General features: G+C 34.0%; 19 protein-coding genes. 13 read left to right on the forward strand and 6 right to left on the reverse strand.

The features are described from left to right. Positions 1 to 42 precede the first annotated feature (42 nt). Positions 43 to 279 (reverse strand): YneF family protein, encoded by a 237-nt coding sequence (locus N0K73_RS02525; RefSeq protein WP_112249992.1) that lies wholly within the window; start codon positions 277 to 279, stop codon positions 43 to 45. Between the two features lie 95 nt (positions 280 to 374). Beyond that, on the reverse strand, positions 375 to 617 hold the full coding sequence (locus N0K73_RS02530; RefSeq protein ID WP_057973640.1) for a DUF896 domain-containing protein: 243 nt from the start codon (positions 615 to 617) through the stop codon (positions 375 to 377). 147 nt (positions 618 to 764) lie between these two features. Here N0K73_RS02530 and lexA point away from each other — a divergent pair, with 147 nt between their 5' ends. Further along, positions 765 to 1,385 carry a transcriptional repressor LexA gene (lexA, locus tag N0K73_RS02535; RefSeq protein WP_112249994.1) on the forward strand — a complete coding sequence of 207 codons (621 nt, stop codon included), beginning with the start codon at positions 765 to 767 and terminating at the stop codon, positions 1,383 to 1,385. 45 nt (positions 1,386 to 1,430) lie between these two features. Here the strand turns inward: lexA and N0K73_RS02540 are convergent, their stop codons facing one another. Next, positions 1,431 to 2,582 (reverse strand): hydroxymethylglutaryl-CoA synthase, encoded by a 1,152-nt coding sequence (locus N0K73_RS02540; RefSeq protein WP_112249996.1) that lies wholly within the window; start codon positions 2,580 to 2,582, stop codon positions 1,431 to 1,433. A gap of 355 nt (positions 2,583 to 2,937) precedes the next feature. Between N0K73_RS02540 and N0K73_RS02545 the strand changes: the two genes are divergently transcribed. From N0K73_RS02545 to N0K73_RS02565, 5 genes are all read left to right on the forward strand, one after another. Next, a complete protein-coding gene (locus N0K73_RS02545) occupies positions 2,938 to 3,306 on the forward strand; it encodes a hypothetical protein (protein WP_057974779.1) in 369 nt (122 codons plus the stop codon). Between the two features lie 123 nt (positions 3,307 to 3,429). After that, complete coding sequence (locus N0K73_RS02550; RefSeq protein ID WP_057974783.1) at positions 3,430 to 3,783, forward strand: hypothetical protein; 354 nt, start codon at positions 3,430 to 3,432, stop codon at positions 3,781 to 3,783. Between the two features lie 875 nt (positions 3,784 to 4,658). Further along, complete coding sequence (locus N0K73_RS02555; protein WP_146744974.1) at positions 4,659 to 5,573, forward strand: sunset domain-containing protein; 915 nt, start codon at positions 4,659 to 4,661, stop codon at positions 5,571 to 5,573. Positions 5,574 to 5,682: 109 nt separating this feature from the next. Next, positions 5,683 to 6,024, forward strand: coding sequence for a hypothetical protein (locus N0K73_RS02560; RefSeq protein ID WP_057974777.1), 342 nt, complete (start codon positions 5,683 to 5,685; stop codon positions 6,022 to 6,024). Between the two features lie 159 nt (positions 6,025 to 6,183). Beyond that, positions 6,184 to 6,336 (forward strand): hypothetical protein, encoded by a 153-nt coding sequence (locus N0K73_RS02565; protein WP_157052016.1) that lies wholly within the window; start codon positions 6,184 to 6,186, stop codon positions 6,334 to 6,336. Here the strand turns inward: N0K73_RS02565 and N0K73_RS02570 are convergent. Continuing rightward, the gene (locus tag N0K73_RS02570; protein ID WP_157052015.1) at positions 6,333 to 6,506 is read right to left on the reverse strand and encodes a hypothetical protein; all 174 of its coding nucleotides are present in this window, start codon (positions 6,504 to 6,506) and stop codon (positions 6,333 to 6,335) included. The genes N0K73_RS02565 and N0K73_RS02570 overlap by 4 nt on opposite strands. Positions 6,507 to 6,593: 87 nt before the next feature. On the opposite strand from N0K73_RS02570, the gene N0K73_RS02575 reads away from it, so the two are divergent. Next, a complete protein-coding gene (locus tag N0K73_RS02575) occupies positions 6,594 to 7,073 on the forward strand; it encodes a DUF2321 domain-containing protein (protein ID WP_057974776.1) in 480 nt (159 codons plus the stop codon). On the opposite strand, the gene N0K73_RS02580 is transcribed toward N0K73_RS02575, so the two are convergent. Both N0K73_RS02580 and N0K73_RS02585 read right to left on the reverse strand, forming a co-directional pair. Continuing rightward, positions 7,062 to 7,223, reverse strand: coding sequence for a hypothetical protein (locus tag N0K73_RS02580; protein WP_157052014.1), 162 nt, complete (start codon positions 7,221 to 7,223; stop codon positions 7,062 to 7,064). The genes N0K73_RS02575 and N0K73_RS02580 overlap by 12 nt on opposite strands. Positions 7,224 to 7,254: 31 nt before the next feature. Then, a complete protein-coding gene (locus N0K73_RS02585) occupies positions 7,255 to 7,482 on the reverse strand; it encodes a hypothetical protein (RefSeq protein WP_057974775.1) in 228 nt (75 codons plus the stop codon). A 150-nt stretch (positions 7,483 to 7,632) separates the two neighbouring features. Here N0K73_RS02585 and N0K73_RS02590 point away from each other — a divergent pair, with 150 nt between their 5' ends. The 6 genes from N0K73_RS02590 (at position 7,633) to N0K73_RS02615 (ending at position 11,843) form a co-directional block, all read left to right on the forward strand. After that, on the forward strand, positions 7,633 to 8,352 hold the full coding sequence (locus N0K73_RS02590; RefSeq protein ID WP_284068603.1) for a S24 family peptidase: 720 nt from the start codon (positions 7,633 to 7,635) through the stop codon (positions 8,350 to 8,352). Positions 8,353 to 8,445: 93 nt separating this feature from the next. Continuing rightward, positions 8,446 to 9,072 carry a hypothetical protein gene (locus tag N0K73_RS02595; protein ID WP_112250003.1) on the forward strand — a complete coding sequence of 209 codons (627 nt, stop codon included), beginning with the start codon at positions 8,446 to 8,448 and terminating at the stop codon, positions 9,070 to 9,072. Between the two features lie 176 nt (positions 9,073 to 9,248). Then, positions 9,249 to 9,947: a hypothetical protein gene (locus N0K73_RS02600; RefSeq protein WP_430869414.1), complete on the forward strand. Its 699-nt coding sequence runs from the start codon at positions 9,249 to 9,251 to the stop codon at positions 9,945 to 9,947. An 85-nt stretch (positions 9,948 to 10,032) separates the two neighbouring features. Further along, positions 10,033 to 10,536, forward strand: a complete 504-nt coding sequence (locus N0K73_RS02605; RefSeq protein WP_225416478.1) for a hypothetical protein — start codon at positions 10,033 to 10,035, stop codon at positions 10,534 to 10,536. Between the two features lie 128 nt (positions 10,537 to 10,664). Further along, the gene (locus N0K73_RS02610; RefSeq protein ID WP_057974771.1) at positions 10,665 to 11,219 is read left to right on the forward strand and encodes a hypothetical protein; all 555 of its coding nucleotides are present in this window, start codon (positions 10,665 to 10,667) and stop codon (positions 11,217 to 11,219) included. Positions 11,220 to 11,333: 114 nt separating this feature from the next. Continuing rightward, positions 11,334 to 11,843, forward strand: coding sequence for a hypothetical protein (locus N0K73_RS02615; RefSeq protein WP_112250007.1), 510 nt, complete (start codon positions 11,334 to 11,336; stop codon positions 11,841 to 11,843). Positions 11,844 to 11,897 lie beyond the last annotated feature (54 nt).

Genomic DNA, 11,897 nt, shown 5'->3' on the forward strand with positions numbered 1-11,897 from the left:
AAACAAGCAAAGAAAACCCTTGCCTGTTTATAAAATATTAAATTATTTTTTTTGTGAGCTATTTTTTGCTTGCGCATTCATTGATGACATCATTTGATGCAATTTCTTTTCAGAAGGTTTTTGGCCCATTTGGACCATCATCATTCTTAACATATCTTCATTGATTGGCGGGTTCTTTTGTAAATACGTTTCCATATATTTACGAGCACCGAAAAATCCTCCGACAAGTCCAACTGCTAACGCAATAACGGCGATTAATATCGTCATTCCCATTGACATAATTCAAGACCCCTTTCCATACACTTCAATCATTAATTCTACACAATTATCACATAAAAGAAAAGGTAAATATGCGTAAAGCGCTAACTATTTTCCTAGTCGTCTCGTAAGCCCTTATCACGTTGAACTTTTTTAACTTTATCGGGTGTTACTTCCTTACCCGTTTTATCATATACTTGCATCATTTCAACACGGCTTCTGAAACTTTCCCTAAATAAAGCAAGATAAGTTTCACGAAGTTCTTTTCTCTCAGCTTCTTCGGCTTTTGTTAAGCCTTCATCTGTTTTACTTTTTGCAGTTAATTCATTAATTCTTGGTGCTAAATCTTCTGGGATCATCAGCTATCACTCCTTAAAATTTCATTAATAATCATAACTGATAATATCATAAAAAACAATTAATTAAATTAACCGAACGTTTGTTTGCAACAAGTAGCCTCATATGCTACTATTAAAGTAATAAATAAGGATGATGAGGTGTACGAAATGACAAAAGCATCTGACAGCAAACAACTTGCGGTCTTGCGCTTTATTCATGAACGAGTAGATACAAAGGGCTACCCGCCAACGGTTAGAGAAATTGGCGAAGCTGTTTCTTTATCTTCAACTTCTACGGTTCATGGACACATTGCTCGACTTGAGAAAAAAGGATTATTAACTAAAGACCCAACAAAACCTAGAGCCATCGAACTTACGCCACTTGGTTTAGACGCCATTGGAATTAATAGTCACGAAAATTTAATTCCAATGGTAGGAACAGTTACGGCTGGTGTCCCTATCTTGGCAGTCGAACAGGTAACGGATTACTTCCCGCTACCACCTGATTTCAACTCTTCGGATGATCTGTTCATGTTAACCATTCGCGGAGAAAGTATGATTAATATCGGTATATTAAATGATGATCAAGTCATTGTCAGAAAACAATCAAACGCCGAGAACGGTGAAATTGTTATTGCAATGAATGAATTCGACGAGGCAACGTGTAAAAGATTTTTTAAAGAAGAAAATCACTTTCGTCTCCAGCCAGAGAATGATTCAATGGCACCAATCATCTTAGATCAGGTTTCTATTCTGGGTAAGGTTATTGGTCTCTATCGTCATTTTTAATTAAAAAGCCGTCAAAATTAGTTAAACTAATTTTGACGGCTTTTTCTATTGAATAAGATATTGTCTTTGCATGTTTTTACTACCAGTCAAAACAAATTTAGAATGATCATTTTTATAATCAAGCTCTATATCCGCCCCATCGTTTTTTAATTGACTTTGATACATTTCTTCGTATGCCTCAACAGATACTTGAACTCGTGATTCTAAATTTATTTGTGGCAACCTGTCTTCAAATTCAGACGCTAACTTACCAGAAAAAAATTCACCAACGGCTCCTGATCCGTAACTGTATAATCCAACTCTATCACCAATTTTTAAATCATTGCTGTTTTCGAGTAAGGAAATAAAACTCAAGTACAACGATCCAGTATATAAGTTTCCTACTTGATTATTGTATCTTTTTGCCGCTTCAAATTCGCGTGTCAATTCTATTTTTTCGTCTTCATTAGCTTCTAATAAGACCTCTCTCAAGCCCTTGGTACCCAATTTTGTATATGGCAAATGAAATAACATCGCTTTAAAGTCAGATAATGTTAATTTTGTCTTACCCTTGTACTCAGTCCACGTTTTATTAAAAAAGTCTAAGTAGACATTTTGTGATGTTTTGCCATCTACAAGTGCCTCGCTATGATTCAAAGGACGCCAAAAATCCATTGTATCTCCTGTTATAAATCCACTCTCTTCATCTAGCTCTAAAATACCCGGATTTTTTGTAATCAGCATCGCAACGGCACCGCCACCCTGTGTAGGCTCACCCGAAGTATGCAGACCATATCTGGCAATATCCGCCCCAATAACTAGCACTTGACTGCCCGGGTTAAGGGCAACATGTCCTTTTGCCAATTGAATTGCAGCAGTTGCACCATAACAAGCCTGTTTAACTTCAATTGCCCTCACATGGCTTAATCCAAGTAACCCAGAAATGTATGCTCCAGCTGACTTGGAATTGTCAATTCCGGACTCTGTTGCAAAAATAACAAAATCAATTTTACCTCTGTTTTCATCATCTATCAATGAATCCGCCGCATTGGTACCCAATGTTACAACATCTTGCGTCGCTGGAATTACAGCCATTTTTGATTGACCAATACCAATCAAATACTTATCAGGATCCACACCCCTAGCTAGAGCCAACTCAGTCATATCAACATACTCGTTCGATGTAAAAAAGTTAATTCGATCGATTCCAATTTTCATTACTTATAACCAACTTCCGTTTTTTATCTTGCCATTATTGTACAAGATGTCCAATTTGATGGCAAGATTTGCCATCGTTTCATTAGAAAAAAATAAAATTCTATATCCTTACGCATAAGAATTATATTCCTTTTTTGACTACTAAATTGCCGCCCAATCTATTCATATCAACTACAAAAAATTGATTGCGCTTAATAAGTACTTTTTCTATAAAAAATTAGAAGGAATATGTATAATGAAGAAACACTCAGCGACTAATGAGTCGCTGTTAGATAATTTATAATTATTTTTAAATTAAATAAACTTACGTGCAATAAACTGATTCACGCTAAAAGCTGATTGGGGGAAATGCTTTATGAAGTTAAAAATTAATACTGCAGCGGGTATCTTAGATATCATAAATGTCTTGTTAGTGGCCAGTTCTTGGATTGTTGTTCTTATTGGTGCCATGAGTGAATCGTCCGTCAAGACAAACAGTACTGTAACCGGTAGCGTATCCGGTGGTGTTTCTATTTTCTTTTATATTATGTTAGGTCTTGGCCTTATTCTTCACATTATTGGACTTATTCAATCAAAAAAAGTTGATATTTCTATTACCGGCCACGTTCTTGGAATTATTGGTTCCGCACTATTCCTTGTATCTATGATTTTTGCACTTCCAACATTTATTTTATTAATTATTGCAGCAATTTTCACACTCAAACAAGCACCTGCTAAGAAATAAAAATTTTTAACGAGTACTCAGCAACATTTTTAGTGGGTACAACTCCTACCACTTGTTTTTATAGTTAAATAACGTGCAGCAAACTGATTCACGTTAAAAGCTGACTCAGAGGATTATATTATGATGGAAGAAAATGGCAACGTTGTCCCACAAGAAGTCAAAGGCTGGAACTGGGGCGCATTTATGTACAACTGGATTTGGGGAATTGCTAATAAAACGTACCTTCCCTTACTAGTTCTCATCCCAATTTTCAATATCGTTTGGATTTTTATTATCGGTTTTAAAGGTAATGAGTGGGCTTGGCAAAAAGGTGACTACAAAGACGTCGAAACATTTAAAGCCGTTCAAAAAACATGGAACATTGCCGGGATCGTTTCTTTTATTCTTAGCATAGCTGGTATTCTTTTATATTTCTTTTTCATTGCTGCTATTATTGCCGGATTAGCTAACTCGTCATATTCATCTTATTCTTATTAAAATTAGCTTAGTTACTTGTTTGAATATTAGTTAATTTAACGGTTGGTTTAAGACTCATTTATATTAATTCATGCACTATTTATCAAAGGTATTGAAATCCCATATTAAAGAACGATACAAAATAATTCTAAAAAAGTCATCTACTCGTGGTCTATCTCCTTACGAGTAGATGACTTTTTCATATACTCATTTTTTTACTCTTATTAATTAGTACATAACTGATTACATGTCTATCTATTTTTAGATTTCATAATAAATATTTCGGTAATACGTTCCGATTCCTTTCCCACTTGTATAATCACTAATTTTCCGTATTTTTGTATTCTTTTATGTGCTAAAATTAAATGGTTCATATCATAATTTATTATCCTTCTTTAGTAAATTAATACTAAACATAACCTATATCAACTCATTCATTATAATAAAGTTAAATATTTGATTATTATTAAATCCATAGGACCTAACCCATGTTAGATAAATACAATTAAGGTCAGATACTCATTTAAGTAATTTCTCAAATCACGAATAAGTTCCCTATATTCATTAAATACGTTTATTTTTCTGAATTTTTTTAAAATTGAGTAATTATTAATATATTTTTTATTGCCCGTTTTTTACTTCTCTAAATAGAATACTATATCCATCTCATTCTAATTAAAGATATTCCATATATATACTGTCTTTGCCTAAAAACCTGAATATTAAACTCTGTGGTTCTGAATTATTCATCAAATAATAGTTTCATATTGATTATCAACATGAAATCATAGACACTTATATCATTTTTTTAGTAACGAGTGTATAGATACTAAGAGCAGGTGCAATTCCTGCTACTTGTTTTGCACCACAAAAAATCTTTGGAGGAGTTATTATTTATGGACGTATTATTTGCACTTATATTTCTTGTTTCAATAGGCTTTATTATTTACTACTCGGTTAAAAGGTATCAGACCAAGACGAAAGATCCTGATACATATAACAGAATCAAAAATCGTGTCTGGTACGCTGCACTGGTTGCCCTCTTCGCAATCGGCTCTACTTCCGGTTTAGTTGGATTCGTTAGTGTAATAGTTTTCTTATCTTTCGGTACATCAATCTATTATATAGTAAGAATCATACAAACTAGAAAGAAAGATCCCACTACATATAACAGAATTAAAAATCGTGTTTGGTACGCCCTACTTGCTTTTCTTATTTCATATATTGTTGTTGTTGCCTTACCACAACCAAGTAAAACAACAGCTAATCATACTGACACATCGAAAGTAGATTCAAGTAAAAATGAATCTGAAAAGAAAAAAGCAAAAGAAGAAAGTTCTAAAAAAGAATCTGAAAGTATTAAACAAGCGGAGTCTGATAAGAAAGAATCCGAAAAAGTTGTCAAAGAAGAGTCTGAGAGTGCTAAAAAGGAATCTGAAAGTACTGCCAAAGAAGAATCCGAAAGTTCTAAAAAAGAATCTGAAAGTATTGTCAAAGCTGATTCTGAAAAAGTTCAACGTGAAGAATCTGAAAAGGTTAAAAAAGAATCCGAAAGCACTAAAAAAGCAAATGATGAAGCTAACTCAAAAAAAGCTGCAACACAACAAGCACAAACTACAGCAGCAGATAATACTCATACTACTAACGATGGTCAGGTTACTACTGGTGAAGGAACTATTATTGGTAATACTAAATCTAAGATTTACCATATGCCCGGCCAGACCGGATATCATATGAGTACATCTAATTCGATAACATTCAGTAGTGAGCAAGAAGCGCAAGCTGCCGGATATAGAAAATCACAAAGATAATCTTCCAACGAGTGTATAGATACATTAAGTAGGTGCAATTCCTACTACTCACTTTGCATTTACGTGCAGATAGGATCCACGTTAAAAGCTGTCTAAGGGAGTTTTCATAATGAATGAAAATGGTAAAGTTGTACCTCAAGAGGTTAAAGGTTGGAACTGGGGAGCTTTCATGTTCAATTGGATTTGGGGAATTGCTAATAAGACGTACTTACCTTTATTAATATTTATCCCAGTATTAAATATCGTTTGGGCATTTATTGTTGGTTTCAAAGGTAACGAATGGGCTTGGCAAAAAGGCAACTACAAAGACGTCGAAACCTTTAAAGCTGTCCAAAAAACATGGAATATTGCTGGAATTGTTAAATTTATTGCCTACATTATTTTCATCATTATCTATTTCATAATCTTCATTGCTATCTTTGCTGGATCTACGTCATCATATACTTACTAAAACTAGCTTAATTTAAATTAGAACCACCCTTTCGCCTACCAGACAGGCTGGCGATAAATGCAAGGTCCATTTTTTGATATACTTTGTTTACTGATATTCCAGTACCTAGTAAATTTAAAAGGTGCTAATGTATATAAATTTATTCAACGCGACCATTGAGTGGCAATTGGAGCAGCAACTGCCGTTACTATCTGTGATATACAAGAAGAAAAATCAAAAGGAAATCTATACGATCCAACGATCGCTATTGACTCGTTTGAAGAAGCATACAATCATGCTGTTGAACGCTTTGATGCCCCGTATAAAGATTAATATCTAATTTTCATCTCACTTTGTTGTTTTAATAACTCGCCTCGAATTTCGTCCAAAGCAATTTGGACTTGTTCAAAGGTTAAGTTGTTACCCAACAAGGCTTTTTTTGTACTTTCAACAGATTCTAAAAACCATTGTTCTTTTCTAAAATTCCACTTATCTATACTCATTCTTACACCCCCTTTAGATTCTTATTTTTGATATACTATTTTTATCAGCATCCTACTGCTGAAATTCATCTGAAAGGTGGTGATATTATGGACACACAGTATTCCCAGTCAGTCTGCCTTAAAGGCCATCAAATTTCTTCATTCATTACCACTTCTTCAGAAAATCCAAAAGAATTTTGCGAAGATTGTGGTTCAGAGGTTATAACACATTGTCCATCATGCAATAAATCCATTAATGGATACCTACAACTTGATGGGGTGTTTGGAGGATATGACGTCCCAGTTCCTTCATACTGCAGAAACTGCTCTTCACCCTATCCTTGGACCTCTACTGCTCTAGAATCTTTAAAAGAATTAATCAATTTACAAGACGAATTAAACGATGAAGAAAAAGATGATTTTTCTTCATCCCTTCCTGACCTTATTTCAAATGGTCCGAAATCTAAAGTTGCTATTACCAAATTTAATAAATACTCATCAAAAATAAGTTCTGGGTTCAGAAATTTTGCTGTAGAAATTATTAGTAGCATTGCCTCGGACGTTATAGTTAAATCGTTAACTCCTTAATTTTGTTGCACACTTTTCACAATAAATACTATCTTTGGCGCACATATGGTGGCATTCGTTACAGCGAATGTAGCCATATTTTTTTTCTAATATCCAATTCAACATCATTCTTGGAATATACATTGGAATTGTAACTTTTATTTTTTTCATCCCTACACCTCCTTCTACGTTCTAGTGTCTTTTAAGACACAAAGTCTCCAAAAAAAATACGATACATCCCGTCTCTTCCTAAATTTAAAATTTTAGTAATTTCATTAATTTCGGGTACCGTAAATTGAGAGTCTCCTCTTAATTTTTTATATAGAGCAGAAGAAGAAACCCTTACACCCCTTTTGCTCATTTCATATGCTAACCAACGCACATTCTTGTTGTTAATCTTTAACTCTGATATCAATAGACTGGAATTCATAAAATCACCGCCTTTTTATTTGTGTCTTTTAGGACACCAATAATATATCACAGTGAATTTATAAGCGTAATAAAAAAGTGTATTTTTAGACACTTTTTTGTATCCTTTTCGACACTTTTTTGTTATAATTCTTTTAAAGAGGTGAGCACATTGAGTGATTTTTTAAAACAAAAGCGTTTAAATATGGGATTAACACTTGAAGAAGTTGGTAAAAAGGTAGGCGTTGGTAAAAGTACCGTTAGAAAATGGGAAAATGGTTTAATTGAAAATATGGGTCGTGACAAAATAGTTCTTTTATCAAAAGCTCTAGATATTTCTCCGCTTGATATTCTTGAAATAGATACAAGTTTAGAAGACAGTAAATCTTCTCATCTATTACTGGATATGTTCAATGTTTTATCTTCAGAAAGACAAGATGAAGTCTTGTCTTTCACTAAACAACAACTAAACAAACAAAATTCTAATAACACCAATGAAATAAACGAAGATATCTTCGAATTCCCACAACGTACAATCATAAGTGGCCGTTCAACTGCTGCAGGTGCTCCAATTGACGGAGAATATGAAGATAGTAATGCCAACGTCTCTGTTGTAGATCGTGCCGAGATTCCAAGAAATGCCGATGAAATATTAACTATTGCTGGTGACTCAATGGAACCTCGATTGCATAAAGGGCAACAAGCATTCATCCATCATCAACCAACCGTTGAAAATGGTGAAATCGCTATTATTTCTATTGAAGATATAGGGGTCACATGTAAATTTGTATATATCGAAGAAGATAAGATTCGTCTTGTCTCTGCTAATGATAAATACGATGACATAATTTATCCTATTGAAGAAATTAGAATCATCGGGAAAGTTCTATAAAAATAATTATTTATTAACGAGTGTATAGATACTGCAAGCAGGTGTAATCCCTGCTACTCGATTTGTACCATATAAAACTTTGGAGGAATTAGAATGAAAAAAACAGCATATTTATTAGGTATATTAATCATATCAGCTTCTTTGTTAACTGCTTGTGGAAATAATTCAAAAACAATAAGCAATAAAAATGAAACATCAACACACTACGTGTCAGGTGTTACTAAAAAAGTTGACGATACACAAAAGGCAACTGACGACGCAGGACAAGCAAAATTATTAGCTATTAAAAATATAAATTTAACGAAAAATATCAAAGGAACAACTTTTAAATTCAAGGATGCCAAAATCTTAGAAATTAAAACGAATAACAAATCACAACGGGATACTGATGAAAAAAACTTTGGCGTTACCTTACCCGATACTTATTACGAATTTGCTCTCTACTATGATTTAACCAATAATAATAAAACTGCTTTACAAATAAATACTCCCGAACTTATTTTACCAAATAAAGTCCAAGTACAACCTAATCAAGGCTCTATGGATTCGTTGGTAGGAGAAACAATTCAAGCTGGAGCAAAAAAAGAAGGTATGGTAGGAGCTATCGTTGAAAAAACTGACGTATCTAAAATATCGAAATTCAAATATGTAACATCCAATATGTCCAGCGATGATGACTCGATCAATATTAATGCAACAACTTTTGAATTAAATAAATAAAAAAATCCCCTAACCTATTGATAGCAAGTTAGAGATATAAATTTACACGCCCCACACACGTGTAGATAGGACTCACGTTAAAAGCTAAAAGGAGATTATTTATATCAGAGAAAAAAGTTTTAGGTATATTAGCAATCATTTTCGGGGGTATTGCTTTATTATTTTCATGGGTTCCAATTATTAACAATGTATCATTTTTCTTTGGAATTATAGGAGCCATACTGGGGATTATTGCTCTTATAGTTAATAGAAAAAACAAAAAAACTTTAGCAATTATTGGAACAGTTTTAAGCATTGTATCTATTGTTATTGTTTTAATAACTCAATCTGCATATGGTAAAGCAGTAGATAATATAAGTACATCTATGAATACTTCCGATAGTAATTCCAAAAAGAAATCAAATATCTTAACTATCGACTATAATGACTACTCATTCTCTAATAGTAAAGATTATTCTGTAGTTATTTCGGATGATAGCTGGGCTGGCACTAAGGTTAAAGTCGATAAAGTCACCGTGTATAAGCTATCCAAAACTTACAAATATAAGTCAATAAACGACGGTACCTTTGATATTGAAGGATTCGTCAAACTACATTTTTCAATAGCCCCATCAAGAGATGTCGCTATTTATCCAACTCAAGGTACTGCTATATTCGATAATGGTGAACAACATGAAGCTATTTCTTCTGGATCTTGGGACGGTGATATCGCTGGTAGTGCCGTAAAAGATGGAACAGTTACTATTCCTGTTAAATCATTGAAGGCTGTAACCTCGTTAAAAAATATTAGATTTAAGTTCACTTCAAACTATGATACCGACGATTATGATGACGATAATGCTCATCATGATTATGACCTCAATTTAAAATTATAAAAAAACATACAACGAGTATATAGCTATATTAAGTAGGTGCAATTCCCGCTACTCGTTTTGAAACACGTATCTATTGGGAGGAAATATGAAAAATAAAAAGGAACATGGTAATTTTTCCGCAACGTTCGCTATTTTTATAGTAGTTGGTTTTTTAGGTTTTGTGTTTGGAATAGCTTTTCAGATTCATCATCTAGGTATTATTTTAGGTTTATCAACTGGATTCCTCACTTGGTACTTTAAACCGTTAAGCGATATCGTAGATAAGAGTTCTGAAAATAGTTATGTCTCCAAACGTTATGCTCCAAAGAACACAATTGAGCCAACTTCGATAGTAAATATTAGTAATACTACAATACAAGCCCCAAAAGTGAAATACAATAAAAGAGCCCCACACTGTTCAAAATGTAAAACTAATAATATTCAGATTCTTGATAACAAAAGAAAAGCATTTTCCATTGGTAAAGCAGCAGCTGGTGGCGTTCTACTGGGCGCAGTTGGTGCCACAATCGGAGGATTTTCCGGTAAAAAAGGTAAGAAATATCATGCAGTTTGCATGAACTGTGGGAAAAAATTTACAATTAAATTATAATAATCCCCTCTAACCCGCTGTTAGTAGCATGTTGGTAAATCAACGACGAGTGTATAGATACATATTAAGTAGGTGCAATTCCTACTGCTCGCTTTGCAACACAAATAAATCTTTGGAGGAATATAGTCATGAATAAGAAAATAGTAACAATGGCTGTTACCGCGGTCGCTCTGCTCTCATTAACTGCTTGTGGTAACAATAAAAGTGCAAGTGACGATTCAGATTCTAAAACAAAATCATCAAGTGTACTAAAAGCCAAACAGGAATCAAGTAAAAAAGAAAAAGAATCTTCAGAAAAAAAGGCTTCGTCTGAAGCATCTACTAAGGCATCAAGTATTTCAGCAGCAAGCTCTTCCATCCTAGCCGCAGAAAGCTCTATCGCTGCGTCTTCTTCAAGTGTTGCTGCCGCTAAAAATGCTGATTCTTCAAGTGCTTCTAAAACCACAGATTCTTCATCATCAACAATGACACAATCAAAAGCAGAGTCTGACGCTTTAGCTTACTTCAATTCATTCCAAAACGATACGAATGACTGGACTCCAAAAGTAAAATCAAGTAGCACTTCAGACTTAGGCGACTCATTCGTCGTGGCTGTGTATGACACTGAAACTCATTTTGTTGAATTTGACGTAAATAAATCTACTGGTAAAGTTTCTTCTCCAAATTTAGGTTACCAACATTAATTTCTATTAATTAACCGCCCTTTCGGCCACCAGACAAGCAGGCGATGAGCGCAAGGCTCATTGATCGTGTTGATACAAGGTATAGAGAATATAAAACTTTAGAGGAGTATCGTCATGAATAAAAAAATAGCAATAATTGGTATTACTATAATTACTATGCTCTCATTAACAGCATGTGGGGACAGTAAAAGCGCGGCAGATGATTCCTCATCTATTACTAAATCGTCAAGTATACTGAAAACCAAACGAGAATCTAGCAAGAAAGGATCAATAAAAAAAGCTAACGCTACTTCTGAGAGTAAAGCTTCTAGCGTGGCAGCTAGTTCTAGTGCAGCAGCATCAGTTAAACAAATTGACCTTAAGGAAGCTTCGAAATTAATCGTAAAGGGCAAGTTTACGGATTTCCATCCAGAGTATAATTATTTTAAGGGTAGCCACACACTTTCGAACGGTGGATATGAATTACGAAGTTATCCTGTTGGAGATGGTTTAGATATTTTTACTCTTATGCCTAATTCCGATGGCAGTGTGAAAATTACCGCCGAGTATCGCACGGGAGCGGATAACTCACTATTACCTGACCAGTCTATGTTTGGTCCATCATCAGCAATTGTTCAAAGATAAGTAAAAGTCATCCCCTATCGAAAAATAAGGATGGCTTTTATTTTAAAATCGTAA

It is taken from the genome of Dellaglioa algida, from assembly GCF_030127605.1.
Taxonomy (GTDB): domain Bacteria; phylum Bacillota; class Bacilli; order Lactobacillales; family Lactobacillaceae; genus Dellaglioa; species Dellaglioa algida.

Coding starts and splice junctions, on each gene's coding strand:
- N0K73_RS02525 (WP_112249992.1), bottom strand. CDS start 279: ATGTCAATGGGAATGACGATATTAATCGCCGTTATTGCGTTAGCAGTT.
- N0K73_RS02545 (WP_057974779.1), top strand. CDS start 2,938: ATGAAGTTAAAAATTAATACTGCAGCGGGTATCTTAGATATCATAAAT.
- N0K73_RS02615 (WP_112250007.1), top strand. CDS start 11,334: ATGAATAAAAAAATAGCAATAATTGGTATTACTATAATTACTATGCTC.
- N0K73_RS02580 (WP_157052014.1), bottom strand. CDS start 7,223: ATGAAAAAAATAAAAGTTACAATTCCAATGTATATTCCAAGAATGATG.
- N0K73_RS02605 (WP_225416478.1), top strand. CDS start 10,033: ATGAAAAATAAAAAGGAACATGGTAATTTTTCCGCAACGTTCGCTATT.
- N0K73_RS02570 (WP_157052015.1), bottom strand. CDS start 6,506: ATGAGTATAGATAAGTGGAATTTTAGAAAAGAACAATGGTTTTTAGAA.
- N0K73_RS02610 (WP_057974771.1), top strand. CDS start 10,665: ATGAATAAGAAAATAGTAACAATGGCTGTTACCGCGGTCGCTCTGCTC.
- lexA (WP_112249994.1), top strand. CDS start 765: ATGACAAAAGCATCTGACAGCAAACAACTTGCGGTCTTGCGCTTTATT.
- N0K73_RS02560 (WP_057974777.1), top strand. CDS start 5,683: ATGAATGAAAATGGTAAAGTTGTACCTCAAGAGGTTAAAGGTTGGAAC.
- N0K73_RS02575 (WP_057974776.1), top strand. CDS start 6,594: ATGGACACACAGTATTCCCAGTCAGTCTGCCTTAAAGGCCATCAAATT.
- N0K73_RS02550 (WP_057974783.1), top strand. CDS start 3,430: ATGGAAGAAAATGGCAACGTTGTCCCACAAGAAGTCAAAGGCTGGAAC.
- N0K73_RS02555 (WP_146744974.1), top strand. CDS start 4,659: ATGGACGTATTATTTGCACTTATATTTCTTGTTTCAATAGGCTTTATT.
- N0K73_RS02585 (WP_057974775.1), bottom strand. CDS start 7,482: ATGAATTCCAGTCTATTGATATCAGAGTTAAAGATTAACAACAAGAAT.
- N0K73_RS02595 (WP_112250003.1), top strand. CDS start 8,446: ATGAAAAAAACAGCATATTTATTAGGTATATTAATCATATCAGCTTCT.
- N0K73_RS02540 (WP_112249996.1), bottom strand. CDS start 2,582: ATGAAAATTGGAATCGATCGAATTAACTTTTTTACATCGAACGAGTAT.
- N0K73_RS02530 (WP_057973640.1), bottom strand. CDS start 617: ATGATCCCAGAAGATTTAGCACCAAGAATTAATGAATTAACTGCAAAA.